Raw genomic sequence first — 24065 nt, forward strand, 5'->3', positions numbered from 1 at the left:
GGGAGAGGGCCTCAGTGCGTGTACTCGGTCGCCAGGACCGGCTCCCCGCGGGAGAGCTGGGTGGCCGACAGGGGGAGGCTGTCACGGGCCGCGGCGTGGCGGGCACGGGCGGCGTCCAGCGGCTCACGGCCCACCACCTCACCCTTCCTGACCAGCTCCACCAGCAGCTGCCGGCCGGCCAGTGCGGCCGGGACGGCCCCGGTGCCGACGACCTCGGCCTCGGCGACCCCCTCCGCGTCCAGCCGTCGCGCGGCCCACTTGCGCCCGCCGACGGAGGTCTTGCCCCCGGTCGACTTCTTCGCCACCGCCACCAGCGGAGCGGACGGGGCGGCGGACTCGGCCCGCGCGACCAGCTTGTAGACCATCGAGCAGGTCGGATGCCCCGAGCCGGTCACCAGCTGGGTGCCCACCCCGTAGGCGTCCACGGGCGCGGCCGCCAGCGAGGCGATCGCGTACTCGTCGAGGTCCGAGGTCACGATGATCCGCGTGTCCCGCGCCCCCAGGTCGTCCAGCTGCTGCCGCACCCGGTGCGCGACCAGCAGCAGATCGCCGGAGTCGATGCGCACCGCGCCCAGCCCGGGCCCGGCGACCTCCACGGCCGTACGCACCGCCTCGGCGACGTCGTACGTGTCCACCAGCAGGGTCGTCCCGCGGCCCAGCGAGTTCACCTGGGCCTGGAAGGCGTCGCGCTCGCGGTCGTGCAGCAGGGTGAAGGCGTGCGCGGAGGTGCCGACCGTCGGGATGCCGTAGCGGAAACCGGCGGCGAGGTCCGAGGTGGAGGCGAAGCCGCCGAGGTAGGCGGCGCGCGAGGCGGCGACCGCGGCCAGCTCGTGGGTGCGCCGGGCCCCCATCTCGATCAGCGGGCGGTCCCCGGCCGCCGAGGACATCCGGGAGGCCGCCGCGGCGATCGCCGAGTCGTGGTTCAGGATCGACAGGACCACCGTCTCCAGCAGCACGCACTCCGCGAAGGAGCCCTCCACCCGCATGATCGGCGAGCCTGGGAAGTACACCTCGCCCTCCGGATAGCCCCAGATGTCACCCGAGAAGCGGTAACCGGCCAGCCAGTCGAGCGTCTCCTCGCCGACGATGCCCCGCTCGCGCAGAAAACCCAGCACGGCGGGGTCGAAGCGGAAGTTCTCCACGGCGTCCAGGACCCGCCCGGTGCCCGCGACCACGCCGTAGCGCCGCCCGTCCGGCAGCCTGCGGGTGAAGACCTCGAAGACCGACCGGCGGTCGGCGGTTCCCGCCTTCAGGGCGGCCTGGAGCATGGTCAGCTCGTACTGGTCGGTGAACAGCGCCGTCGAGGGAACGTCCACCGGCAGCCCAAGGTCCGCTACGCCCACGAAAGCTCTCCTCGTCATGTCGGGCCGGGTCTCCGGGCACGCCGGAAACGGCCGAGATCCCGGGATCACCCCCCGGGAAATGCGGTACGGCAACGGATCGTACTCCCATTTCGTCAGTGTGACGATTTATCGCGAGCATGGCAGCATGGGAGTCGTGACGTCAGCCGCTCCCATCGAGATCGAACGCACCGAGTCGGCGGAGGAGGTCTCGGCCGTCCCCGAGCCGGACGTCCCCTGGGTCACGATCGTGCACAACGACCCGGTCAACCTCATGAGCTATGTGACGTACGTGTTCCAGGCGTACTTCGGCTACTCCAAGGACAAGGCCCGCAAGCTCATGCTCGATGTCCACCACAAGGGCCGGGCGGTCGTCTCCAGCGGTACCCGCGAGGAGATGGAACGCGATGTGCAGGCCATGCACGGCTACGGTCTGTGGGCCACCCTCCAGCACGACCGGAAGTAGCGGGAAGTAGCGACCATCTCCATGCCAGGAACCTTCGAACCGCTCCCCGGCGGCGGCGCGGCCGTCGCCCTCGACGACGCCGAGATCTCCATCATCCGGTCGCTGGCCGTGCAGCTCCTGGAGCTCATCGGGCCCGGCCCGGCCGAGGACGCCCCGGACGACCCGCTCGCCGAGCTGTTCGCCGAGGGGCCGAGCGAGCCCCCGTCCGACCCCGTGCTGCGCCGGCTGTTCCCGGACGCCTACGGCGACCCCGAGAAGGCCCCCGGCTCGCCGGCCGAGGCCGAGGAGCGGCAGGCCCACTCCGCGGAGTTCCGCCGCTACACCGAGAACGACCTCAGGGCCGGCCGGCGCGAGAACGCCCTCGCCGTGATCGCCTCCCTGAACGCCCTGACCCCGGCCGGGGACGGCGGCGCGGTGCTGGAGGTGTCGCCCGGGCAGTCGCAGCAATGGCTCGGCACGCTCAACGACCTGCGGCTGGCCATCGCCACCCGGCTGGAGATCACCGACGAGGACGACATCGAGCTGCTGTACCGACTGCCGGACGAGGACCGGCGCAAGCCGCTCGCGATGGCCTACCTCTGGCTCGGCACCCTCCAGGAGACGCTCGTCGCCACACTCATGCCGTGATCATCCCGGTATGACACTTCTGGGCGTTCGCTCAACGGACGCTCAGATCCGGATAACGATCGAGTTACCGAGTCGGCCTCTTACGTCCTGCTTATGTCCCGTTGGTCCGCTTCTTCCTGTGCGGTGCGTCACAAGCGGGCACGGCGATCAATGTCGCGGCCGTGATAGATCTTCACGACCGCCCGGCGAGCACCACCCATGCCCGCCGGGTGCGCCACCGAGCCGGCGACCGCCGGCCAGGCACGGGCGGGCCCCGCGAAGTCCGCCCAGCTCCATCAGTCCGGGGGGATCGAGACCCGATCCGAGGCCCACGAGAGGCCCGGGTCGGCAGTGGAGAAAGGCGCACCACACATGACCTCTGCACAGGTCACCGACGCACCCGAAGAGGGTTACGAGCGAGGCCTCGGCAGCCGTCAGGTCCAGATGATCGCCATCGGCGGCGCCATCGGCGTCGGCCTCTTCATGGGCGCCGGGGCGAACATCGCCAAGGCCGGCCCCAGCATCATCCTCATGTACGCCCTCGCGGGCGTCGTCATCTTCTTCATCATGCGGGCCCTGGGCGAGCTGCTCCTCTACCGGCCCGTCTCCGGCTCCTTCGCCGAGTACGCCCGAGAGTTCCTCGGCCCCTTCTTCGGCTTCGTCACGGGCTGGACGTACTGGCTCATGTGGGTGGTCACCGGCATGGCCGAGCTCACGGCCGCCGCGATCTACATCCACTTCTGGTTCCCCGAGATCCCGCAATGGGTCAGCGCCCTGGTGTTCCTGGTGGTGCTCTTCGGTGTGAACCTGATCTCCGTCAAGCTCTTCGGCGAGGTCGAGTTCTGGTTCTCGATGATCAAGGTCACGGCCATCATCGGCATGATCGTCATCGGCCTCGGCGTACTCACCCTCGGCTTCTCCGACGCCGGTGACACCGCCACCGTCTCCAACCTCTGGTCGCACGACGGCTTCTTCCCGAACGGCATCGGCTCCAGCCTGATGACGCTCCAGGGCGTCATGTTCGCCTACCTCGCCGTCGAGCTCGTCGGTGTTACCGCGGGCGAGTCCGAGAACCCCGAGAAGACCCTGCCCAAGGCCATCAACACCCTGCCCTGGCGCATCATCGTCTTCTACGTCGGCGCGCTGCTGGTGATCCTCTCCGTCGTGAAGTGGACCGAGTTCTCCGCCGGCGAGAGCCCGTTCGTGCACGCCTTCGGCAAGATCGGCATCCCGCTCGCCGCGGGCATCGTGAACTTCGTGGTGCTCACCGCGGCCCTTTCCTCCTGCAACTCGGGCATGTACTCGACCGGCCGCATGCTGCGCGACCTGGCCGCCAACAGCGAGGCCCCGCAGGCGTTCGGCAAGCTCAACTCCCGCAAGACGCCCGCCGTCGGCATCACGGTCTCCGTCGCGCTCATGGGCATCGGCGTCGTCCTGAACTACGTCGTCCCGGAGAAGGCGTTCCTCTACGTCACCTCCGTCGCCACCGCGGCCGGCATCTGGACCTGGATGATGATCCTCGTCAGCCACATCCGCTACCGTGCGGCGGTCGACGCGGGCCGGCTGCGCGCCTCGTCCTTCCCGGCTCCCGGCGGTGCGCTCTTCAGCTGGGTCGCGCTCCTCTTCCTCATCGGCGTGACCTTCATGATCGCGTACGACAAGGACGCGCGGGTCTGCCTGTACGTGGCGGCCGGCTGGGCCGTCGCCCTGGGCGTCGGCTGGGCGGTCCTCAAGCGCCGCAACCCGCAGCTCGGCGACCGCGACGGCGAGCCGGAGCTCGAAAAGGTCGGCTGACCCAGGGACCGTGGACGTCCCGTCGCCGGGGGCACTCGTGGCGCCCCCGCGGCCGCCGCTCAGGACGTCCACACCCCGAGGACGTACCCACGTCCGGCATATGGGCCGCCCCGTACCACTCTTCGGTACGGGGCGGCCCTCTGTCTATCCTGACGGACATGCTGACCATCACGCAGGCCCTCGTCGACCAGATCGTCGCGCACGCGCGCAAGGACCACCCCGACGAGGCGTGCGGCGTCGTCGCGGGCCCGGCGGGCACGGACCGGCCCGAGCGCTTCATCCCCATGCTGAACGCCGCCATGTCGCCCACGTTCTACGAGTTCGACTCCGGCGATCTCCTCAAGCTCTACCGCGAGATGGACGACCGCGACGAGGAGCCGGTGGTCATCTACCACTCCCACACGGCGACCGAGGCCCACCCCTCCCGCACCGACATCTCCTACGCCAACGAGCCCGGCGCCCACTACGTCCTGGTCTCCACCGCCGACACCGACGGCCTCGGCGACTTCCAGTTCCGCTCCTTCCGGATCGTCGAGGGCGAGGTGACGGAGGAGGAGGTCGAGGTCGTCGAGGCCTACTGACTCCGGCCGGTCCCCACCCCGAGCCCCGTGGGTCTCGTATGCCGGACGAAATCGGTCCGGCATGCGGAATCACATTCCAGGACCCCGGCCGGGAATCGATACGATGAGCCCATGGTTCTGAACGACGTGAGCGACAAGACGCCGGGCATGCTGCTCGTGGCGCGGCTGCACGTCGACCTGTGCAGGCTCGCCAGCTCCATCTGTTGACGCTGCCCTGCCGCCGCACGGCCGTGGAGCCGCGGCGCTCACCGCACCACCCCGCACCGGATGCGCCGCCGCGCGCCCACCGACGTCACTACACCCGACAGGAGCCCTCAGCCATGGCCATCGAGGTCCGCATCCCCACCATCCTCCGGCAGTACACCGACGGTCAGAAGGCGGTGGAGGGCAGCGGTGACACCCTCGCCGACCTCTTCACCGACCTGGAGACCCGGCACGCGGGCATCCACGCCCGCATCGTGGACGGCGGTGAACTGCGCCGCTTCGTCAACGTCTACCTGAACGACGAGGACGTCCGCTTCCTCGACGGCATCAGCACCAAGCTGGCCGACGGCGACAACGTCACGATCCTGCCGGCCGTGGCCGGCGGCATGGCCTGAGGGTCCTGACCGGCGATGCGCTACGACTCCCCGCTGGCCGCGGTGGGCAACACCCCTCTGGTGCGCCTGCCGCGGCTCTCGCCGTCCGAGGACGTGCGGATCTGGGCCAAGCTGGAGGACCGCAACCCCACCGGCTCGGTCAAGGACCGCCCCGCCCTGCACATGATCGAGCAGGCGGAGAAGGACGGCCGGCTGACCCCGGGCTGCACCATCCTCGAGCCCACCTCCGGCAACACCGGCATCTCCCTGGCCATGGCGGCCAAGCTCAAGGGCTACCGCATGGTGTGCGTCATGCCCGAGAACACCTCCCAGGAACGCCGGGACCTGCTCGGCATGTGGGGCGCCGAGATCATCTCCTCCCCGGCGGCGGGCGGCTCCAACACCGCCGTACGCGTCGCCAAGGAGCTCTCCGCCGAGCACCCCGACTGGGTGATGCTCTACCAGTACGGCAACCCGGACAACGCGGGCGCGCACTACGCCACGACGGGGCCCGAGATCCTCGCGGACCTTCCCTCCATCACCCACTTCGTGGCCGGACTCGGCACCACCGGCACGCTGATGGGCGTGGGGCGCTTCCTGCGCGAGAACAAGCCGGACGTCAAGATCGTCGCCGCCGAGCCGCGCTACGACGACCTCGTCTACGGCCTGCGCAACCTCGACGAGGGCTTCGTCCCCGAGCTCTACGACGCCTCCGTCCTCACCACCCGGTTCTCGGTCGGCTCCGCCGACGCGGTCACCCGTACCCGGGAGCTGCTCCAGCAGGAGGGCATCTTCGCGGGCGTCTCCACCGGGGCCGCGCTGCACGCGGCGATCGGTGTCGGCCGCAAGGCCCTCAAGGCGGGTGAGCAGGCCGACATCGTCTTCGTCGTCGCCGACGGCGGGTGGAAGTACCTCTCCACCGGCGTCTACACCGCCCCCACCACGGAAGAGGCCATCCAAACCCTCCAGGGCCAGCTCTGGGCCTGACCCCCGGGCAGCGTCCCTCCCCGGGCCGGGCGGCAAAGCCGTTCGCGCAGTTCCCCGCGCCCCTTCTTGGGGCGTTGGGCCGCACCCGACCCCGAGAAGTTCTGCCGGGTGGCAGAAACCGTTCGCGCAGTTCCCCGCGCCCCTTGAGGGCACAACGCCCCGGCACGTCCAAAGGGACGACAACGAACGGCTCCCGGCCCCCCAAGGGACGCGAGGAACTGCGCGAGCAACCACAACCCCGGACAAGCCGATGACGAACGGCTCCGGGCGCGCCCTCAGGGGCGCGGGGAACTGCGCGAACGGCCACGACGGCGGGCAAGCCGATGACGAACGGATCCCGGCACGTTCTTAGGGGCGCGGGGAACTGCGCAGACCACACGACGGCGAGTCAGGCGACAACGGACGGGCGCCAGCCCGTCCGCAGGGGCGCGGGGAACTGCGCGACAAGCCACAGCCGTGGCGGCGGGCAAGGCGATAGCGCGGCGACGGTCGACGACGGGTGAAAGCCGCGGCTACGTCGTCAGGTGGCGAACCTGGTCCCAGAGGGTCGGATCGACCACCCCCACACGACGGCGGAAGTCGGACAGGGCGACCTCACGAAGCTCGTCCGTCTCCAGAAAGCTGGCCCGGCCACGGGCGTCACCCACCGCCCCCGGAGGCAGCGGAACAACCCCCGCCCGCCCGTCGTGGAACCGGCTCGTGATCTTCGCGACGACCACCCGCCGCCCCCGAACCGCCAGCACCAGACACGGCCGGTCCTTCGCCCCGGGCCGGTCCTCGAAGGGCACGTTCGCCCACCAGATCTCCGCCGGCCGAGGCCGGACACCGACCGCCCCGGCCCGCCCGGGAGGCCGCGTCCGCCGCCCCGCGGGACGCCGCCGCCCCCACCCGTCCACGACCGCGGCGACCAGCGCCAGGAACACCACCGCCGCGAGCGCCAGCCACCAGGACGTGTCCATACGGAGAACCGTACCGGCGCACACCCCACCCCGCGCGCCCTCCCGTACCCCGCACGCACCCCAGGTCCAGCCGAACCGGTGACAGCACAGGTGAGTTCCCCCACAACGGCCCCTGGCGGAGGAGCGACCGGACGTTTTGCGCCTTACGCTCGACGAACCGCACGACCCCCGTCTACAACATCCCGCCAGCGGAGGTTTCTGCTTCATGAAGCTCACCGTCGTCGGCTGCTCGGGGTCGTTCCCGTCCGCGGAATCGGCCTGCTCGAGCTACCTCGTCGAGGCCGACGGCTTCCGGCTGCTTCTCGACATGGGCAACGGCGCCCTCGGCGAGTTGCAGCGCCACTGCGGTCTCTACGACCTCGACGCGATCTTCCTGAGCCATCTGCACGCCGACCACTGCATCGACATGCTCGCGTATTTCGTCGCGCGCTACTACCGGCACGAAGGCGGCCGCTGCGCCCCCATCCCGGTCTACGGTCCGGAGGGCACGGAGCACCGTCTGACCACCGCGTACGCCGACACCCCGTCGGCCTCCTCGATGAGCGAGGTCTTCGACTTCCACACGGTCAAGCCGTCCACCTTCGAGGTCGGCCCGTTCACGGTGCACACCGAACGGGTCGCCCACCCGGTGGAGGCGTACGGCATCCGGGTCGAGCACGGCGGCCGGTCGCTGACGTACTCCGGCGACACCGGCGTCACCCCCGTGCTGGACGAACTCGCCCGCGACAGCGACCTGTTCCTGTGCGAGGCCGCTTTCACGCACGGTAAGGAGAACATCCCCGACCTGCACCTCAACGGCCGTGAGGCCGGCGAGACCGCGACCCGTGCGGGAGCGCGGCGCCTGGTCCTGACCCACATCCCCCCGTGGACGGACCCGCAGGTCAACCTGGCCGACGCGCGCGAGGCCTACGCCGGCCCCGTGGAACTGGCCGTACCGAGGACGTCGTACGAGATCTGACGTCCGAGGACGCGTGCGGAGAACGGGCACACCGAACCGGCACACCGAACGAGCACGACACGGCGAGGCCCCCCGGAGCGGATTCCGGGGGGCCTCGCCGTCGTTCGGGACGGGTCAGGACGCCGTCACACCGTGGCTCACGCCTTGGTGAGGTCCTCGACCTCCTCCTCGGGCTCGCGGCCCGGGGTGGGCAGGTTCCACTTCACGATGGCGAAGCGGAAGACCGAGTAGTAGACCGCCGCGAACACCAGGCCGACCGGGATGATCATCCATGGCTTGGTGGCGAGGTTCCAGTTCAGGGCGTAGTCGATCAGACCCGCCGAGAACGTGAAGCCCGCGTGGGCGCCGAGGGCCCAGGTGACGGCCATGGACACGGCGGTGAGCACCGCGTGGATCGCGTACAGCGCCGGGGCGATGAACATGAAGGAGAACTCGATCGGCTCGGTCACACCGGTGACGAACGAGGTCAGGGCCAGCGAGATCATCATGCCCATGACGGCCTTGCGGCGCTCGGGACGGGCCGCGTGCGCGATGGCCAGGGCGGCGGCCGGGAGGCCGAACATCATGATCGGGAAGAAGCCGGTCATGAAGAGGCCGGCGTCCGGGTCACCCGCGAAGAAGCGGTTCAGGTCGCCGTGCACGACCTCGCCCGCGGCGTTGGTGAAGTCGCCGATCTGGAACCAGGAGACGGTGTTCACGAACTGGTGCATGCCGACCGGGATCAGCGCGCGGTTGATCAGACCGAACAGGCCCGCCCCACCGGCGCCGAGGCCGGTCATCCACTCGCCGAAGTTGGAGATGCCCTCACCGATCGGCTCCCAGACCAGGCCGAAGAAGACACCGACGGCGGTGCCGACGAAGGCCATGATGATCGGCACCAGGCGGCGCCCGTTGAAGAAGCCCAGCCAGTCCACCAGCTTGGTGCGGTGGAAGCGCTGCCAGAGCGTCGCGGCGATCAGGCCCATGACGATGCCGCCGAGGACGCCCGGGTTGTTGTACGTCGCGGCGACGTCGACACCCTTGTTCGCGGTGGTGTTGACGACGGCGTCGGTGACCGGGAACGCCTTCAGGACGTTGGCGTAGACGAGGTAGCCGACCAGCGCCGCGAGGGCGGTGGAGCCGTCGGACTTCTTGGCGAAGCCGATGGCGACGCCGATGCAGAACAGCAGCGGCAGGTTGTCGAAGACCGCGCCGCCTGCGGTGGCGAACACGGAGGCGACCTTGTCCCAGCCGAGGCCGTCGGCGCCGAACACGTCGGCCTGGCCGAGGCGCAGCAGGATGCCCGCCGCCGGGAGTACGGCGATCGGCAGCTGCAGGCTGCGGCCGACCTTCTGCAGGCCCTGGAACAGGCCGGATCCCCGCTTCTTCGCGGGGGCCGCCGATGCGGTGGCGGTGCTCATACTGTCCTCCATCGGGGTGATGGTCTACACCACTCAGTGGTGTAGACCTGTTTCTAGCACGTGAGGGACGCATAAGGAACCCGTCATTCCTGCGACGAAATCACTACGCCCCGTGCCCGTGATCAGGCACGACGAAGGCCCCCCGGACCGACGGTCCGAGGGGCCCTGCGAGAGGGGGAGTTCAGGCCTTGGTGACGTCCTCGTGCTCCTCCTCCGGCTCCCGGCCGGGCGTCTTGAGATCGAACTTGGTGATCGCGAACCGGAACACGACGTAGTACACGGCCGCGAAGCACAGGCCGATCGGGATGATCGCCCACGGTTTCGTCGCCAGGTTCCAGTTGATGACGTAGTCGATCAGACCCGCCGAGAAGCTGAAGCCGTCGTGCACTCCCAGCCCCCAGGTCACCGCCATCGACACACCCGTCAGCACCGCGTGGATCGCGTACAGCGCCGGCGCGACGAACAGGAACGAGTACTCGATCGGCTCGGTGATGCCCGTCACGAACGACGTCAGGGCCACCGACAGCATCAGACCGCCGACCTCCTTGCGGCGGTCCGGCCGCGCGGTGTGGGTGATCGCCAGCGCGGCCGCCGGCAGGGCGAACATCATGATCGGGAAGAAGCCCGACAGGAACTGCCCCGCGTCCGGGTCCCCCGCCAGGAACATGTTGATGTCGCCGTGCACCTCGGTCCCGTCCGGCTTCACGTACGTCCCGAACTGGAACCAGATGGGCACGTTCAGGAACTGGTGCAGACCGATCACCAGCAACGCGCGGTTGGCCACACCGAAGATGCCCGCACCCCACGAACCCGCGTCGCTCAGCCAGTCGCTGAAGTTCTCCAGCCCGTCACCGATCGGCGGCCAGATCCACAGACACAGCGCCGCGAACGCGATCGCCACGAACGACATGATGATCGGCACGAGCCGGCGCCCGTTGAAGAAGCCCAGCCAGTCCACCAGCCGCGTGCGGTGATAGCGCTGCCAGAAGTACGCCGTCAGCAGACCGATCACGATGCCGCCGAAGACACCCGGATTCTGGTACGTGAACCCCGCCGCCGTGTCCTCGGCGGGCGCCAGACAGCCCACGTTGGGAATCGCCAGGCTGTCCGGCGGACAGTCCTCGGGGAACTGGCGCAGCACGTTGTAGTACACGAGGAAGCCCGCCACCGCCGCGAGGGCCGTGGAACCGTCCGACTTCTTCGCCATACCGATGGCCACACCCACACAGAACAGCAGCGGCAGCCCGAGCGAACCGTCCAGCAGCGCCCCGCCCGCACCCGCCATGACCTTGGACACATCGGTCCAGCCGAGCCCCTCGTCGCCGAACACGTCCGGCTGCCCGAGCCGGTTGAGGATGCCCGCCGCCGGCAGCACGGCGATGGGGAGCTGCAGGCTGCGCCCCATCTTCTGGAGCCCCTGGAACAGCGTGTTCCAGCGGGCGCGTCCGGGACTGACGGCTTCTTCACTCATGGGCGTCCTTCCGGGCGGTTTGGCGACCGTCCGTCAGGTGGTGTAGACCAGTCACGGACGATTGGGAGCCGTGCCGTCATCCTGCGGCCCATACGGCCCGAACGCTCGCGAAGTTGGGCCAATTGTGGGTTACTGCGACAAAGCGGCTCGCGCCCCTTCACATCAGGTCGGATCAGGGAGAAGGACATGGCCAGCAAGGCTGAGAAGATCGTTGCCGGGCTCGGCGGCATCGACAACATCGAGGAGGTCGAGGGCTGCATCACCCGTCTGCGCACCGAGGTCAACGACCCCTCGCTGGTCGACGATGCCGCCCTCAAGGCCGCCGGCGCCCACGGCGTGGTGAAGATGGGCACCGCCATCCAGGTCGTCATCGGCACCGACGCCGACCCCATTGCCGCGGAGATCGAAGACATGATGTGAGCCGTCACGGCCCACCCGAGGGGCCCCCTCCCGACCACGGGAAGGGGCCCCTCACACATCCCGCCGTCCCAGGCCTCCGCCCCCGCACCTACGGGCCGACCCCTCCGCCAGGGGCACTAGGCTCCTCCCCATGTCTCGCATCGACGGCCGCACCCCCGAACAGCTCCGCCCCGTCACCATCGAACGCGGCTGGAGCAAGCACGCCGAGGGCTCCGTCCTCGTCTCCTTCGGCGACACCAAGGTCCTCTGCAACGCCTCCGTCGCCGAAGGCGTCCCGCGCTGGCGCAAGGGCACCGGCGAAGGCTGGGTGACCGCCGAGTACGCCATGCTGCCCCGGGCCACCAACACCCGCGGCGACCGCGAATCCGTCCGCGGCAAGATCGGCGGCCGCACCCACGAGATCTCCCGCCTCATCGGCCGCTCCCTGCGCGCCGTCATCGACTACAAGGCCCTCGGCGAGAACACCGTCGTCCTCGACTGCGACGTCCTCCAGGCCGACGGCGGCACCCGTACCGCCGCCATCACCGGCGCCTACGTCGCCCTCGCCGACGCCATCACCTGGGCCCAGGGCAAGAAACTCATCAAGCCCGGCCGCAAGCCCCTCACCGGCAGCGTCTCCGCCGTCTCCGTCGGCATCGTCGACGGCGTCCCCCTCCTCGACCTCCGCTACGAGGAGGACGTACGCGCCGACACCGACATGAACGTCGTCTGCACCGGCGACGGCCGCTTCGTCGAGGTCCAGGGCACCGCCGAGGCCGAGCCCTTCGCCCGCGACGAACTCAACGCCCTGCTCGACCTCGCCGTCGCGGGCTGCACCGACCTCGCCGCACTCCAGGCCACATCGCTCGCGCGGTAACAGCCGGGCCACAAGGCGGGCGGCACGGGCAACCGTGGCCGCCCGCCGCCGCGTCACCAGTAGTACGGGCGCACGGCTCACCGCCGCGCGCCCGGTCACAGGAGGGCCGACAAGGCCCAGAGGGAGGGAACCGTTCCATGGCCGCGAGCCGCCGACGCCGCACCACCACCGTCGCCGCCGCCCTGGTGGCTGCCGTGCTGACCGCCGGCCTCACCACCGGCTGCGACGCCGTGAACAAGGCGCTGGACTGCGTCCAGACCGCAGACGCCATAGCCGACAGCGTCACCGACCTCCAGCAGGCGGTCGAAAGCGCCTCGAACGACCCGGCCCAGCTGGAGGAGTCCCTCGACTCCATCGACCAGAACCTCGGCGAGATCAAGGACAAGACCGACAACGCCGACGTCGAGAAGGCCGTCGAAGACCTCGGCAAGGCCATCACCAACGTCCGCACCGCCGTCGAGAACGGCGACGCCACGCCCGACATCGGCCCCGTCACCGACGCCGCCGGCGAACTCACCAAGGTCTGCACGCCGTAACCACGGCCGGGGGGCAGGCGGGCCATCGGCGTCCCGCGATACTGGACGCCATGACCCGCCTGATCCTCGCCACCCGCAACGCCGGAAAGATCACCGAGCTCGAGGCGATCCTCGCCGAAGCCGGCCTTCCCCACGAGCTGGTGGGCGCAGACGCCTTCCCCGACATCCCCGACGTCAAGGAAACCGGCGTCACCTTCGCCGAGAACGCCCTGCTCAAGGCACACGCCCTCGCCCAGGCCACCGGCCTCCCCGCCGTCGCCGACGACTCCGGCCTCTGCGTCGACGTCCTCAACGGCGCCCCCGGCATCTTCTCCGCCCGCTGGGCCGGCCGCCACGGCGACGACCGCGCCAACCTCGACCTGCTGCTCGCCCAGCTCGGCGACATCGCCGACGAGCACCGCGCCGCCCACTTCGCCTGCGCGGCCGCCCTCGCCCTCCCCGACGGCACCGAACGCGTCGTCGAGGGCCGCCTGACCGGCACCCTGCGCCACGCCCCCTCCGGCACCAACGGCTTCGGCTACGACCCGATCCTCCAGCCGGACGGCGACACCCGCACCTGCGCGGAACTGACCCCGGCGGAGAAGAACGCGATCAGCCACCGCGGCAAGGCGTTCCGCGCGCTGGTGCCGGTGGTGCGGGAGCTGCTGGGCAGCTGACAAAAGCCCGCCCCGGTGACCCGGAGGAAGCCGGATCACCGGGGCGGCGCCGAAGTGCGGTCGGTGGGACTCGAACCCACACGGGATTTCTCCCACGGGCACCTAAAACCCGCGCGTATCGCCTATTTCGCCACGACCGCCCCAAAACGGACATTCGATCGCTCGGTGCCGTCGGGTGTTCACAGTGTACGGGGGTGACCGCTCTCGCTGTGTCGGGGTTCCGGCGACACCATGTCGCTGTCGGCGCATGGCAGTTCGGGCAGGGGTGGCGGAGTTTCTCGAAGCGTGCTGCCCGGTGCGGCACGGGAGCGGTCGTCGTCCGGGATGCCGATGGTGCGGGCTGTCGGCTGATGTGAGGGTGCTGCGTGCACAGGCGGGCTTGACGCCCGTGTCCCCTCCGGTCGGACCGGGCGTTCCCCCCTCGTGCGGATCAGCGATCTGATCGCCGGACGGTCACGCTCGGTCTGACGGGGCGGGTGCGGTCAGACCCCCAGGTCCTTGATGATCTTGGCTACGTGGCCGGTGGCGCGGACGTTGTAGAGGGCTCGTTCGACGTTGCCCTCCTCGTCGACGACGATCGTGGAGCGGATGACGCCCATGTACGTCTTGCCGTAGTTCTTCTTCTCGCCGTAGGCGCCGTAGGACTCGGTGACGGTCTTCTCCGGGTCGGCGAGGAGGGTGACCTTCAGGTGCTCCTTCTCGCGGAACCTGGCGAGCTTCTCCGGCTGGTCGGGGGAGATGCCGATGACGTCGTAGCCGGCGCCGGCCAGGAGGTCGAGGTTGTCGGTGAAGTCGCAGGCCTGCTTGGTGCAGCCGGGCGTGAGGGCGGCCGGGTAGAAGTACACGATGACCTTGCGGCCCTTGTGGTCGGCCAGCGAGACCTCGTTGCCGTCGGCGTCGGGCAGGGAGAAGGCGGGGGCCGGGTCCCCGGGCTGGAGTCGTTCAGTCATGGCATCGAGCGTAGGGCCTGTCCGGCACATTCCCGTCGTCCGCCCGCAGGGCGGGCCGGGCGTCGTCCGGCAGGCGGGAATGTGCCGGACAGGCCCTCACTGGGGGTCCTGGCCGTGCGGCCGCGACAAGAGCTGACAGACTGTTCGGAACAGCATCAGCAGACACGGAGGCCGTACGGTGGCGGAGACGTCGGACACCAGAACCCCGGCGCAGATCGAGGCGGACATCAAGCGCCGCCGCGCAGTGCTGGCCGAGACGCTCGACGAGATCGGGGTCCGGGTACACCCGAAGACCATCGTCGGCGATGTGAAGGCCAAGGTCGTCGCCAATGTCGATCACACCCTCGGAAGGGCCTACGTCCAGGTCAACCGGGCCGTGACGGACGTGCGGGCCCAGTTCGTGGACGACGAGGGCGCCCCGCGTCTGGAGCGTGTGCTGCCGGTCGCCCTCGTCGCCGTCGGCCTGGTCGGGGTGCTCGCCCTGGGCACCCGGCGCCGCAGGCGCTGACCCCGCGGGGCCCGGCATGCCGAAGACAGGTAGGTTCGAGGCGTGAGCGCCAACAGGAACGACAGCATCCCGCACGACAAGCTGCCCATCCGCATGCTGCACGACCGCGTCCTCGTGCGGCAGGACACCAGTGAGGGCGAGCGGCGCTCGGGCGGCGGCATCCTCATCCCCGCCACCGCGGCCGTGGGCCGTCGGCTGGCCTGGGCCGAGGTCGTCGCGGTGGGTCAGAACGTACGGACCGTGGAGCCCGGCGACCGTGTCCTGTACGACCCGGAGGACCGGGCCGAGGTGGAGGTGCGCGGCACGGCCTATGTGCTGATGCGCGAGCGCGATCTGCACGCGGTGGCGGCCGACCGGTTCGAGGGGTCCGAGGACTCCACGGGGCTCTACCTCTGACGCGCCTTACGATTCCTTGCTCGGGAGCGGGGCCGGTGACCACTGTCACCGGCCCCGCTCCCGTTTCTTTGCTAGATTCGAAGGAGCCCGACGAGACGCGCCGTACCGGGGCCGCCCGCACCGGGGGTGGGACGCAAAGACGACGCACCGCCCTGAAGAGGTCTGTCTCGCGGAGGTGCTCCCATGGCCTGGGTTCTGCTCGTCGTCGCCGGTCTGCTGGAGGTCGGCTGGTCGGTCGGGATGAAGTACACCGACGGCTTCACCCGGTTGGTGCCGAGTCTGCTCACCGGTGCCGGAATCGTCGCCAGCATGGTGCTGCTGTCCTACGCCGCCCGTTCCCTGCCCATCGGCACCGCGTACGGCGTGTGGGTCGGTATCGGCGCGGCCGGTGCGGCGGTGCTCGGCATGGTGGTGCTCGGTGAGCCGGCCACCGCCGCCCGGATCTTCTTCATCTGTCTGCTGCTGGTCGCCGTGGTGGGTCTGAAGGCGACCTCGGGTCACTGACCACCTGCCCGGCGCGTCTCACTCGCGGCGGTTGGCGCGGGGTTCCGCGCCGCCGGTGAGCACGCCGCCCAGGTCGCCGCCGTCGGTGGTGCCGCCGCCCGGGTCGCCGGTGGTGCCGCCGTCCGTGGTGCCTCCGTCGGTCGTGCCTCCGTCGGTGGCGCCGCCGGTGTCGGTGCCGCCGGTGGTGCCGTCCGTCGTGCCGCCGTCGGTGGTGCCACCCGTGTCGGTGCCGTCGGTCGTGCCGCCGTCGGTGGTGCCGCCGTCCTGGCCACCGGTGTCAGGGGTGTCGGTGGGGCCCGGGAGGGTCGGCTCGTCGGAGGGGTCCTCCTCGGTGGGCGTGATCTCCGGCATCTCCCAGACGGGCTCCTCCTGGACCCAGAGGTCGAAGTCGTTGTCCGGGACGCCCTCGAGCGCGTCGCGGGTGAACTGGGCCCAGATCTCGCCGGGCGGCCCGCCGCCGTTGACGCGGTCCAGTCCCAGGGCGCCGTACAGCGGCTCCTGCGCGGCAGTCTCGGGGTTCTGGCCCATCACGGCGACGACGGTGGCCAGGTCGGGGGTGTAGCCCGCGAACCAGGCCGCCTTGTCCTCCTCGGCCGTGCCGGTCTTGCCGGCGGCCGGGCGGCCCGCCTCCTGCGCGGCGAACGCGGTGCCGTTGTCGACCACGCTCTGGAGGATCGAGGTGGTGGTGTCGGCGGCCTCGCGGCTGACGGCCTGCCGGATCCGGCGCGCGGGCAGCGCGATCTCCTCGCTGCCGTCCTTGGTGAGCTTCTTGATCAGGGTGTACGTGCCGTGCTTGCCGTGGTTGGCGAGGGTCGCGTACGCCTCCGCCATGTCCAGCACGCTGGCCTGTGCGACACCGAGGGCGACGGAGGGCCCGGAGTCCTGGAGCCCGGGGGTGTCGGCCGGCAGGCCGAGGCCGATCGCGGTCTTCTTCACCCGCTCCGGGCCGACGTCGACCGCCATCTGCGCGTACACGGCGTTCACGGACTTGTCGGTGGCCTCGCGCACGCTGATGGGGCCGTAGTCGACGTGGTCCTCGTTCTCGGGGGCGTAGGAGCCGCCGTCCCAGCCCTCCACCGGACGGGAACTGGTGCCGTCGTAGACGGTGTTGGGTGTGATCTCGCGGTCGTCCTGGGTGACGGAGCCGTTCTGCACGGCCGAGGTGAACACGAACGGCTTGAACGTGGAGCCGACCTGGAAGTCCCGGCGGGTGGCGCCGTTGGTGTACTGCTTGACGTAGTCGATGCCGCCGTACATCGCGACGACCTCGCCGGTCTTCGGGTCGACGGCGGCGCCGCCCGCGCGGACGTAGTTGTCGACCTTGCGGTTCTTCTTGTCCAGCTTGGACATCAGCTGGTCGTCGACGGCCTTGACGAAGGCGTTCTGCTTGGGCTTCTGGAGCGTGGTCGTGATGCGGTAGCCGCCGGCCTCCAGCTCCTCGGGGCCCAGGATCCTGTGCTCGGTCAGGTACTGCTTGATCGCGTCCACGACGTAACCGCGCTGCCCGGACAGGCCGATCGCGACGGTGGCCTCCCTGGGCATCGGGAACTTCATGCCCTGCCGAGCGGACTCGGTCAGCCAGTCCTTCTTGACCATGCCGTCGAGCACGTAGTTCCAGCGGGCCTCGGCGCCGCGGCGGTTCTCCGGGTGCGCCACCACGTCGTACTCGCTGGGCGCGTTGAGCAGCGCCGCGAGGTAGGCGCCCTTGGCGGCGTCGAGCCGGGTGGCGTCGATGCCGTAGTAGGCCTGTGCGGCGGCCTGGATGCCGTAGGCGTTGCGGCCGAAGTAGCTGGTGTTCAGATAGCCCTGGAGGATCTCGTCCTTGGTCACCTCGCGGTCCAGCTTGATCGCGATGAAGAACTCCTTCGCCTTGCGGGTGACCGTCTGTTCCTGGGCGAGGTAGTAGTTCTTCACGTACTGCTGGGTGATCGTGGAGCCGGACTGCTTGCCCTTGCCGGTGGCGGTGTTCCAGGCCGCGCGCACCATCGCCTTGGGGTCGACGGCGGACTCGGTGTAGAAGTCGCGGTCCTCGGCGGCGAGTACGGCGTGCTGGGCGTCCTTGGAGACCTGTGCGAGGGAGACGTTCTCCCGGTTGATCTCGCCGTCGCGGGCCAGTTGGCTGCCGTCGGCGTACAGATACACGTTGCTCTGCTTGGTCGCGAGGGCGTTCGCCGGAGGGATCTTGACCAGCGAGTAGCCGAGGAAGAACAGGCCTCCCAGCAGCACGGCCCCCATGACGAAGGCGACCAGCACCATCCGCCAGGTCGGTACCAGCCGGCGCCAGCCCGTTCGCCCCGGCCGTTTCTGCCTGCCCTCGTCCACGGCCTCCCCCTCCGGCGACTCCGGCCCGGTTCTGGATGCCCAGCCCTCGTCCGGTTGCTGCGGCTGCGGCTCGTCGCTCATCTCGTGCACGGACTCCTGTTTCGCGTCGTACGTTCCCGTACGCCCTCGTACGCCTTCTGCGCCCCCAGACGAAGACTCTCGCACCATGCGTTCCGTTCCCGCCGAGCGGCACGCGTTCGTCGGATTTTGCGTGGCGGGCCGTCGCGCGCCGCCGGTAGGCTCCGTCGCTTCGGTGTGCGGGCGGAACGCGGAGGGCGGTGCGTGTGGGCGCGGCACGGTTGTACACGGCCGTCGCGACGGGGGGATTCCGACGGTACGCCACTTATCGGGCGGCCACCGCCGCGGGCGTGTTCACGAACACCGTGTTCGGCGTGATCATCGTCTCCACGTATCTGGCGTTGTGGGACGAGAAACCCCACCTCGGGGGGTACGACCAGTCGCAGGCGGTCACCTACGCGTGGCTCGGGCAGGCGTTGTACTCGACGCTGGCGCTGCAGGGCGGTGGTGCGGAGAAGGACCTGATGGGCCGCATCCGCACGGGTGAGATCGCGATCGATCTGTATCGTCCGGCCGATCTCCAACTGTGGTGGCTGGCGACGGACTTGGGCCGGTCGTTGTTCCAGGTGCTGGGCCGGGGACTGATCCCGTTCGCGTTCGGGGCGCTGGTGTTCGACATGGCGCTGCCCTCGGACGTGCTCACCTGGGCGGCGTTCCTGATCGCGTTGGTGCTGGCGATGCTGGTGAGTTTCGGCATCCGGTATCTGGCCGCGCTGAGCGTGTTCTGGATCATGGACGACCGGGGTGTCTCGCAGGCCGTCATGGTCAGCGGGGTGTTCTTCTCGGGCATGCTGCTGCCGCTCAGCGCCTTCCCCGGCGCGTTCGCCGACGTGGTGCGGGCGCTGCCCTGGGCGGCGCAGCTCCAGGTGCCGGCGGACGTGCTGATGGGGGAGACCGGCCTCCTCGCGGCGTACGCCTTCCAGGCGGGCTGGGCGGTGGCGCTGCTGGCGGCGGGCCGGCTGGTGCAGTCGGCGGCGACGCGGCGGGTGGTGGTCCAGGGTGGCTGACGCGGAGGCCGGGGCGCGGACGGCGGACGACGCGGGTGACACGGAGTCCGGGGCGTGGAGTCCGCGGGACGCGGAGGCCGGGGCGTGGCCCGGGGACGGGGGCAGGGCGGCCCGGCTCGGCGAGGGGCTGCGCGCCTACCGGCTGATCGCCGGGATGTGGATCCGCTCCACGGTGACCTACCGCACCTCCTTCGCCCTCACGGTCGTCGGCAATCTGCTGCTGACCGGGCTGGACTTCGTCGGCGTCCTGCTGATGTTCTCGCAGGTCGACTCCCTGGGCGGCTGGAGCCTGCCCGAGGTCGCCTTCCTCTACGGGCTGTCGGCGACCTCGTTCGGGATCGCCGACCTGCTGCTGGGCTCGATGGACGCGCTGGGCGCCCGTATCCGAGACGGTTCCTTCGACACCCTGCTGGTACGGCCCGTGCCGGTGCTCGCCCAGGTCGGCGCTGACCACTTCGCGCTGCGCCGCCTGGGCCGGATCACGCAGGGCACGCTGGTGCTGGTGTACGGGCTGTTCGCCGTGGACGCCGACTGGACGCCGGTGAAGGTGGTGCTGCTGCCGGTGATGGTGATCAGCGGGGCGGTGGTCTTCGGGGCGGTGTTCGTGGCGGGCGCGGCCTTCCAGTTCCTCGCGCAGGACGCGGCCGAGGTGCAGAACGCGTTCACCTACGGCGGCAGCACGCTGCTCCAGTACCCGCCGAGCGTGTTCGGGAAGGACCTGGTGCGGGCGGTGACCTTCGTGCTGCCACTGGCCTTCGTCAACTGGGTGCCCGCCTCCTACGTCCTGGGGCGGCCGTACCCGGTCGGGCTGCCTGAGTCGGCGGCGTTCGCCCCGCCGCTGGTGGCGGTGGGGTGCTGTGTGCTGGCCGGGGTGGCGTGGCGGGCGGGTCTGAGGTCGTATCGGAGCACGGGGAGTTGAGGCGGGTGGCTGGGGTCGAGGACGGGTCCGGGTCGGGGGCGTTCATCGAGCTGGACGGTGTGGAGAAGGTCTTCGACGTGTACCGCAGGACCGGGTTCCTGAAGCGGGAGCGGCGGCAGGTGCGGGCGGTCGACTCGCTGTCCTTCACGGTGGGGCGCGGGGAGATGGTCGGCTACATCGGCCCGAACGGCGCCGGGAAGTCGACCACGATCAAGATGCTGACCGGCATCCTCACCCCCAGCGGCGGCCGGCTGCGGGTGGCCGGCATCGACCCGTCCCGTGAGCGGGTCCGGCTGGCGCACCGCATCGGGGTGGTGTTCGGGCAGCGCACCACCCTGTGGTGGGATCTGCCGCTGATCGACTCCTACCGGCTGATGCACCGCATGTACCGCATCCCCGACGACCGTTACCGTGCCCGGCTGGACCGTCTCGTCGAACTCCTCGATCTCTCGGACCTGCTGGAGGTGCCCGTGCGGCAGCTCTCGCTCGGCCAGCGGATGCGCGGCGACATCGCGGCGGCGCTGCTGCACGATCCGGAGGTGCTCTACCTCGACGAGCCGACGATCGGGCTGGATGTGATCTCCAAGGCCAAGGTGCGGGAGTTCCTGCGGGAGTTGAACACCGAGCGCGGCACGACGGTCCTGCTGACCACGCACGATCTGACCGACATCGAGCAGCTGTGCTCCCGGGTGATGGTCATCGACCACGGCCGGCTGATGTACGACGGCGCGCTCTCCGGTCTGCACGAGGCGGGGGAGAGCGAGCGGACCCTGGTGGTCGACCTGGAGCGGGAGCTGCCGCCGATCGAGGCCTCGCCCGCCCGGGTCGTCCGGGTGGAGGGCCCGCGCCAGTGGCTGGCGTTCCCCGCCTCGCAGTCGGCGGCCCCGCTGGTGGCGGAGATCGCCGCGCGCTATCCGCTGGTCGACCTGTCGGTGCGGGAGCCGGACATCGAGGCGGTGATCGCGAAGATGTACGCGGGGCGGGCCCCGGCGTAATCCCGGGTGCACGCGGGGGAACGGGCCGCGGTGATCTCGCGCGGCGGGCCCGGGCGGACGGTGCGCGGCATACCGTACGGCGTCTGGAACTCGTAGGCTGATCCCATGACGGACGATGCCCCTGAGCTGCGGGCCTCAGACGCGGACCGTGAGCAGGTCGCCGAAGTCCTGCGGGACGCCCTCGCGGAGGGCCGGCTGGACATGCCGGAGTTCGAGGAGCGGCTGGAAGCCACGTTCAGCGCGCGGACCTACGGTGAACTCGCCCCCATCACCCGTGACCTGCCCGCGCCGGGCGTGTCGCCGCCCTCGGTGTCCCTGACCAAGGGGGCGGCGGAGCCGGGCAGTTGGGCGGCGCGGATCGTCGGCGGCGAGGGGTCCTCCAACGGTGCCTTCGCGATCATGGGCGGTTTCCAGCGCAAGGGGCGGTGGACGGTGCCGCGGCGGTTCACCGCGTTCACGTTCTGGGGCGGTGGGGAGATCGATCTGCGCGAGGCGGACTTCGCCGACGGCGAGGTCGAGATCAGATGCGTGGCGATCATGGGCGGGGTGCAGGTGACGGTGCCGTCCGGCGTCGAGGTCGTGGTCCGTGGCGTCGGTGTGATGGGCGGCTTCGACCACAGCGAGGAGGGCGTGCCGGGCGACCCCGGTGCCCCGCGCGTGGTCATCACCGGGTTCGCCTTCTGGGGCGGTGTCGGCGTCGAGCGCAAGCTGACCCGTGCGGAGCGGGCGGAGCGGCGGCAGGCGAAGCAGGACCGTAAGGCGGCGATGCGTGAGCTGCGCGACGACTTTCGCGAGGACGTCGAGAACGCGCATCGCAGGATGCTCGACGGACACCGTGACCTGATGCGGGACCGCCGACGCCGCGACGACGCCTGACGGCGCGCCCCGCGGGGTTTCTGCCCATCGCCGGGTGCGGGTGGTCGCGGGTTGTTCGCGCAGTTCCCCGCGCCCCTTGGGGGTGGTGTGCCCTCGGGGGTGTCGGGTGCGGGTGGTCGTGGGCTGGTCGCGCAGTTCCCCGCGCCCCTAGGGGCGGGTGGTGCGCTCGGGGTGGGGTGAACGCGGCGTTCCCCGCGGTGCTGGGGGCGACGGGGTGCTCAGGGGCGCGGGGAACTGCGCGACCGGCCACGGACGGCCCGCACTCTTTCGGCGAACGGCCGTGGGTGAGGGGTGGTCGCTGGGTCGGGCCCGTCACCGGCGGGGCGACGGGGTGCCTGGGGGCGCGGGGAACTGCGCGACCGGCCGTGGGCGGCCCGCACCCGAACAGTCACCGGTTGCTACGGCGGCGGTGGCGAGAGGGTCGTCAGGTCCAGCGCGTCGGCCATGCGGGCGTAGCCGCGGTCGCTGGGATGGAGATGGTCGCCGCAGTCGTACTCGGCGGCGAGCCGACGCGGGTCGTACGGATCGCGCAGCGCCTCGTCGAAGTCGGCGACCGCGTCGAAGACCCGCCCGCCGCGGATCCCGGCGTTGATCCGCTGCCGTACCTCCTCGCGGGCGTCGGTGTAGCCGGGGTGGCCCCCGAAGGGCATCAGGGTGGCCCCGACGACCTTGACGCCGTGCCCGTGTGCCCGGCCGGCCATCGCGCGCAGGCCGGCGAGGATCCGGTCCGGGTCGGCGAGGCGGGGGTCGCGCAGGATGTCGTTCACCCCGAGGTCCACGACCACCACCCGGACGTTGGCGCGGCCGAGGACGTCCCGCTCGAAGCGGTTGAGCCCGCTGGGGTTGTCGACGGCGAAGCCGTCCGTGCCGACCCCGGGACGGCCCTCGCCGACCGGGCTCGTCACCTGGCCGACCAGGCCGTCGGCGAGCACGCGGTTGCCGCTGATGCCCTGGTTGGCCACGCCGTAGCGCGGCACGTCCCGCCCGTCCTCGGCGGCCTCGCGCAGCCGCCGCGCGAGCACGTCGGTCCAGCGGCGGTTCTCGCCGACGCTGGAGGAGAAGCCGTCGGTGAGGGAGTCCCCGAGGGCGACGACCGTGCCGTCGGCCTGGTCGGTGAGCACGTCCAGCGCGGTCAGATAGCGCCAGGCGTCGACCTGCTCGGTGAACGCGGTGCCGGTGAGGTCCCCGACGCGGTTCCCGGCCGCGGCGTAGCTGATCTGGCGGGCGCGCGGATGGTGGGTGACGGGCCCGGACGGGGTCGGCGAGTACGTGGTGACCAGCACGTCGGCGTCGTACGGCACGGTCAGCGCGGCCGGGTCGCTGACCGCCTGCCCGCCGGGCGGCACGACGACCGTGGTGCGGCCGCCGAAGGTCAGCCGGCGCATCGTCCCGGGCTCGGCCGCCGCGCCCGCGCCGTCGGCGGCCAGCGCGACCGAGGCGTGGGTGAGGGTCAGCGGTGCCCGCCCGAAGAGGTTGGACAGCGTCACGCGGGCACTCGTACCCCCGACGCTGGTGTGCACGACGTTGCGCACCGAGCGTCCCGCGAGCCCCGACGCCCGTGTGCCGGGCTCGGCGGCCACCGGGGAGGCCGACCAGGTGCCGACCCAGAGGCCCGTCGACTCCGGCACCGCGGAGCCGCGCACTTGGCCGCCGTCGCCCGTACGGGCGCGGGTGCCGTCGTCGAGTGCGACGGCGAAGTAGATGGCGGCCGACAGGGCCACGATCAGCGCGATGAGCGCGGCGAGCAGCGCACCACCGCGTTGGCGCCTGGTCATGCGGTCGTGGTTCTCCTCGGACGGGGGAGCCGCGCGAGGGCTCCGGTGCGATCACTGTGACAAACGCCGGGAACTCTTGTTCCGTTCCAGGAGTCGGTCAGGAAGGGACAATGACGAAGTCGGCGCT

At 70.7% G+C, this 24065-nt stretch carries 26 protein-coding genes and 1 tRNA gene; 19 read left to right on the forward strand and 8 right to left on the reverse strand.

The features are described from left to right. Positions 1-11 precede the first annotated feature (11 nt). Positions 12-1343, reverse strand: a complete 1332-nt coding sequence (locus tag ACFYR0_RS16055) for a nicotinate phosphoribosyltransferase (protein WP_389327326.1) — start codon at positions 1341-1343, stop codon at positions 12-14. 145 nt (positions 1344-1488) lie between these two features. Between ACFYR0_RS16055 and clpS the strand changes: the two genes are divergently transcribed. The 7 genes from clpS (at position 1489) to ACFYR0_RS16090 (ending at position 6352) form a co-directional block, all read left to right on the forward strand. Then, on the forward strand, positions 1489-1806 hold the full coding sequence (gene clpS / locus ACFYR0_RS16060) for an ATP-dependent Clp protease adapter ClpS (protein WP_386379721.1): 318 nt from the start codon (positions 1489-1491) through the stop codon (positions 1804-1806). A gap of 21 nt (positions 1807-1827) precedes the next feature. After that, complete coding sequence (locus ACFYR0_RS16065; RefSeq protein ID WP_389327329.1) at positions 1828-2433, forward strand: DUF2017 domain-containing protein; 606 nt, start codon at positions 1828-1830, stop codon at positions 2431-2433. 351 nt (positions 2434-2784) lie between these two features. Next, complete coding sequence (locus tag ACFYR0_RS16070) at positions 2785-4206, forward strand: amino acid permease (RefSeq protein WP_389327332.1); 1422 nt, start codon at positions 2785-2787, stop codon at positions 4204-4206. A gap of 158 nt (positions 4207-4364) precedes the next feature. Further along, positions 4365-4787 carry a Mov34/MPN/PAD-1 family protein gene (locus tag ACFYR0_RS16075; protein WP_389327335.1) on the forward strand — a complete coding sequence of 141 codons (423 nt, stop codon included), beginning with the start codon at positions 4365-4367 and terminating at the stop codon, positions 4785-4787. Positions 4788-4898: 111 nt separating this feature from the next. Continuing rightward, positions 4899-4994, forward strand: a complete 96-nt coding sequence (locus ACFYR0_RS16080; protein ID WP_343234080.1) for a putative leader peptide — start codon at positions 4899-4901, stop codon at positions 4992-4994. Positions 4995-5107: 113 nt separating this feature from the next. Then, entirely contained in the window at positions 5108-5386 is a 279-nt protein-coding gene (locus tag ACFYR0_RS16085) for a MoaD/ThiS family protein (protein ID WP_389327338.1), read from the forward strand. 15 nt (positions 5387-5401) lie between these two features. After that, positions 5402-6352, forward strand: a complete 951-nt coding sequence (locus ACFYR0_RS16090; RefSeq protein ID WP_386379716.1) for a PLP-dependent cysteine synthase family protein — start codon at positions 5402-5404, stop codon at positions 6350-6352. Positions 6353-6864: 512 nt separating this feature from the next. Here the strand turns inward: ACFYR0_RS16090 and ACFYR0_RS16095 are convergent. Beyond that, on the reverse strand, positions 6865-7311 hold the full coding sequence (locus tag ACFYR0_RS16095; protein WP_389327341.1) for a type II toxin-antitoxin system PemK/MazF family toxin: 447 nt from the start codon (positions 7309-7311) through the stop codon (positions 6865-6867). A 205-nt stretch (positions 7312-7516) separates the two neighbouring features. Between ACFYR0_RS16095 and ACFYR0_RS16100 the strand changes: the two genes are divergently transcribed. Next, positions 7517-8269: an MBL fold metallo-hydrolase gene (locus ACFYR0_RS16100; protein WP_389327344.1), complete on the forward strand. Its 753-nt coding sequence runs from the start codon at positions 7517-7519 to the stop codon at positions 8267-8269. A gap of 137 nt (positions 8270-8406) precedes the next feature. On the opposite strand, the gene ACFYR0_RS16105 is transcribed toward ACFYR0_RS16100, so the two are convergent. After that, positions 8407-9669 carry a PTS transporter subunit EIIC gene (locus tag ACFYR0_RS16105; RefSeq protein WP_389327347.1) on the reverse strand — a complete coding sequence of 421 codons (1263 nt, stop codon included), beginning with the start codon at positions 9667-9669 and terminating at the stop codon, positions 8407-8409. Between the two features lie 181 nt (positions 9670-9850). After that, positions 9851-11140 carry a PTS transporter subunit EIIC gene (locus tag ACFYR0_RS16110; protein ID WP_389327350.1) on the reverse strand — a complete coding sequence of 430 codons (1290 nt, stop codon included), beginning with the start codon at positions 11138-11140 and terminating at the stop codon, positions 9851-9853. A gap of 171 nt (positions 11141-11311) precedes the next feature. On the opposite strand from ACFYR0_RS16110, the gene ACFYR0_RS16115 reads away from it, so the two are divergent. The 4 genes from ACFYR0_RS16115 (at position 11312) to rdgB (ending at position 13608) form a co-directional block, all read left to right on the forward strand. After that, positions 11312-11560, forward strand: coding sequence for a glucose PTS transporter subunit EIIB (locus ACFYR0_RS16115; RefSeq protein ID WP_389327741.1), 249 nt, complete (start codon positions 11312-11314; stop codon positions 11558-11560). Positions 11561-11690: 130 nt separating this feature from the next. Next, on the forward strand, positions 11691-12416 hold the full coding sequence (gene rph / locus ACFYR0_RS16120) for a ribonuclease PH (protein ID WP_389327353.1): 726 nt from the start codon (positions 11691-11693) through the stop codon (positions 12414-12416). Between the two features lie 137 nt (positions 12417-12553). Beyond that, positions 12554-12952 carry a hypothetical protein gene (locus tag ACFYR0_RS16125; RefSeq protein WP_389327356.1) on the forward strand — a complete coding sequence of 133 codons (399 nt, stop codon included), beginning with the start codon at positions 12554-12556 and terminating at the stop codon, positions 12950-12952. A gap of 50 nt (positions 12953-13002) precedes the next feature. Continuing rightward, entirely contained in the window at positions 13003-13608 is a 606-nt protein-coding gene (gene rdgB / locus ACFYR0_RS16130; RefSeq protein ID WP_389327359.1) for an RdgB/HAM1 family non-canonical purine NTP pyrophosphatase, read from the forward strand. A gap of 55 nt (positions 13609-13663) precedes the next feature. Here the strand turns inward: rdgB and ACFYR0_RS16135 are convergent. Further along, positions 13664-13748, reverse strand: a tRNA-Leu gene (locus tag ACFYR0_RS16135). Between the two features lie 342 nt (positions 13749-14090). Continuing rightward, complete coding sequence (gene bcp, locus ACFYR0_RS16140; protein WP_389327363.1) at positions 14091-14558, reverse strand: thioredoxin-dependent thiol peroxidase; 468 nt, start codon at positions 14556-14558, stop codon at positions 14091-14093. A gap of 178 nt (positions 14559-14736) precedes the next feature. Between bcp and ACFYR0_RS16145 the strand changes: the two genes are divergently transcribed. The 3 genes from ACFYR0_RS16145 to sugE all read left to right on the forward strand — a co-directional run bounded on the left by ACFYR0_RS16145 (position 14737) and on the right by sugE (position 15966). Next, positions 14737-15066, forward strand: coding sequence for a DUF3618 domain-containing protein (locus ACFYR0_RS16145; protein ID WP_389327366.1), 330 nt, complete (start codon positions 14737-14739; stop codon positions 15064-15066). A gap of 93 nt (positions 15067-15159) precedes the next feature. Next, positions 15160-15462 carry a co-chaperone GroES gene (locus ACFYR0_RS16150; protein WP_203634995.1) on the forward strand — a complete coding sequence of 101 codons (303 nt, stop codon included), beginning with the start codon at positions 15160-15162 and terminating at the stop codon, positions 15460-15462. Positions 15463-15645: 183 nt separating this feature from the next. Continuing rightward, complete coding sequence (gene sugE, locus ACFYR0_RS16155; protein ID WP_386379706.1) at positions 15646-15966, forward strand: quaternary ammonium compound efflux SMR transporter SugE; 321 nt, start codon at positions 15646-15648, stop codon at positions 15964-15966. A gap of 18 nt (positions 15967-15984) precedes the next feature. Here the strand turns inward: sugE and ACFYR0_RS16160 are convergent, their stop codons facing one another. Next, positions 15985-18369: a transglycosylase domain-containing protein gene (locus ACFYR0_RS16160; RefSeq protein WP_389327369.1), complete on the reverse strand. Its 2385-nt coding sequence runs from the start codon at positions 18367-18369 to the stop codon at positions 15985-15987. 203 nt (positions 18370-18572) lie between these two features. On the opposite strand from ACFYR0_RS16160, the gene ACFYR0_RS16165 reads away from it, so the two are divergent. The 4 genes from ACFYR0_RS16165 to ACFYR0_RS16180 all read left to right on the forward strand — a co-directional run bounded on the left by ACFYR0_RS16165 (position 18573) and on the right by ACFYR0_RS16180 (position 22163). Then, a complete protein-coding gene (locus ACFYR0_RS16165; protein WP_389327372.1) occupies positions 18573-19373 on the forward strand; it encodes an ABC transporter permease in 801 nt (266 codons plus the stop codon). 154 nt (positions 19374-19527) lie between these two features. Beyond that, complete coding sequence (locus ACFYR0_RS16170; protein WP_389327744.1) at positions 19528-20292, forward strand: ABC transporter permease; 765 nt, start codon at positions 19528-19530, stop codon at positions 20290-20292. Positions 20293-20297: 5 nt separating this feature from the next. Further along, the gene (locus tag ACFYR0_RS16175) at positions 20298-21287 is read left to right on the forward strand and encodes an ATP-binding cassette domain-containing protein (protein ID WP_389327375.1); all 990 of its coding nucleotides are present in this window, start codon (positions 20298-20300) and stop codon (positions 21285-21287) included. 105 nt (positions 21288-21392) lie between these two features. Then, on the forward strand, positions 21393-22163 hold the full coding sequence (locus tag ACFYR0_RS16180) for a DUF1707 domain-containing protein (protein ID WP_389327378.1): 771 nt from the start codon (positions 21393-21395) through the stop codon (positions 22161-22163). A 398-nt stretch (positions 22164-22561) separates the two neighbouring features. On the opposite strand, the gene ACFYR0_RS16185 is transcribed toward ACFYR0_RS16180, so the two are convergent. Beyond that, positions 22562-23938 (reverse strand): SGNH/GDSL hydrolase family protein, encoded by a 1377-nt coding sequence (locus ACFYR0_RS16185; RefSeq protein WP_389327380.1) that lies wholly within the window; start codon positions 23936-23938, stop codon positions 22562-22564. Positions 23939-24065 lie beyond the last annotated feature (127 nt).

This window comes from Streptomyces sp. NPDC005017 (assembly GCF_042873115.1).
GTDB lineage: Bacteria > Actinomycetota > Actinomycetes > Streptomycetales > Streptomycetaceae > Streptomyces.

Coding starts and splice junctions, on each gene's coding strand:
- ACFYR0_RS16110 (WP_389327350.1), bottom strand. CDS start 11,140: ATGAGTGAAGAAGCCGTCAGTCCCGGACGCGCCCGCTGGAACACGCTG.
- ACFYR0_RS16185 (WP_389327380.1), bottom strand. CDS start 23,938: ATGACCAGGCGCCAACGCGGTGGTGCGCTGCTCGCCGCGCTCATCGCG.
- ACFYR0_RS16085 (WP_389327338.1), top strand. CDS start 5,108: ATGGCCATCGAGGTCCGCATCCCCACCATCCTCCGGCAGTACACCGAC.
- ACFYR0_RS16160 (WP_389327369.1), bottom strand. CDS start 18,369: ATGAGCGACGAGCCGCAGCCGCAGCAACCGGACGAGGGCTGGGCATCC.
- ACFYR0_RS16150 (WP_203634995.1), top strand. CDS start 15,160: ATGCTGCACGACCGCGTCCTCGTGCGGCAGGACACCAGTGAGGGCGAG.
- ACFYR0_RS16125 (WP_389327356.1), top strand. CDS start 12,554: ATGGCCGCGAGCCGCCGACGCCGCACCACCACCGTCGCCGCCGCCCTG.
- ACFYR0_RS16080 (WP_343234080.1), top strand. CDS start 4,899: ATGGTTCTGAACGACGTGAGCGACAAGACGCCGGGCATGCTGCTCGTG.
- sugE (WP_386379706.1), top strand. CDS start 15,646: ATGGCCTGGGTTCTGCTCGTCGTCGCCGGTCTGCTGGAGGTCGGCTGG.
- ACFYR0_RS16075 (WP_389327335.1), top strand. CDS start 4,365: ATGCTGACCATCACGCAGGCCCTCGTCGACCAGATCGTCGCGCACGCG.
- ACFYR0_RS16100 (WP_389327344.1), top strand. CDS start 7,517: ATGAAGCTCACCGTCGTCGGCTGCTCGGGGTCGTTCCCGTCCGCGGAA.
- ACFYR0_RS16070 (WP_389327332.1), top strand. CDS start 2,785: ATGACCTCTGCACAGGTCACCGACGCACCCGAAGAGGGTTACGAGCGA.
- clpS (WP_386379721.1), top strand. CDS start 1,489: ATGGGAGTCGTGACGTCAGCCGCTCCCATCGAGATCGAACGCACCGAG.
- ACFYR0_RS16170 (WP_389327744.1), top strand. CDS start 19,528: ATGTGGATCCGCTCCACGGTGACCTACCGCACCTCCTTCGCCCTCACG.
- ACFYR0_RS16090 (WP_386379716.1), top strand. CDS start 5,402: ATGCGCTACGACTCCCCGCTGGCCGCGGTGGGCAACACCCCTCTGGTG.
- ACFYR0_RS16065 (WP_389327329.1), top strand. CDS start 1,828: ATGCCAGGAACCTTCGAACCGCTCCCCGGCGGCGGCGCGGCCGTCGCC.
- ACFYR0_RS16180 (WP_389327378.1), top strand. CDS start 21,393: ATGACGGACGATGCCCCTGAGCTGCGGGCCTCAGACGCGGACCGTGAG.
- rdgB (WP_389327359.1), top strand. CDS start 13,003: ATGACCCGCCTGATCCTCGCCACCCGCAACGCCGGAAAGATCACCGAG.
- rph (WP_389327353.1), top strand. CDS start 11,691: ATGTCTCGCATCGACGGCCGCACCCCCGAACAGCTCCGCCCCGTCACC.
- ACFYR0_RS16105 (WP_389327347.1), bottom strand. CDS start 9,669: ATGAGCACCGCCACCGCATCGGCGGCCCCCGCGAAGAAGCGGGGATCC.
- bcp (WP_389327363.1), bottom strand. CDS start 14,558: ATGACTGAACGACTCCAGCCCGGGGACCCGGCCCCCGCCTTCTCCCTG.
- ACFYR0_RS16095 (WP_389327341.1), bottom strand. CDS start 7,311: ATGGACACGTCCTGGTGGCTGGCGCTCGCGGCGGTGGTGTTCCTGGCG.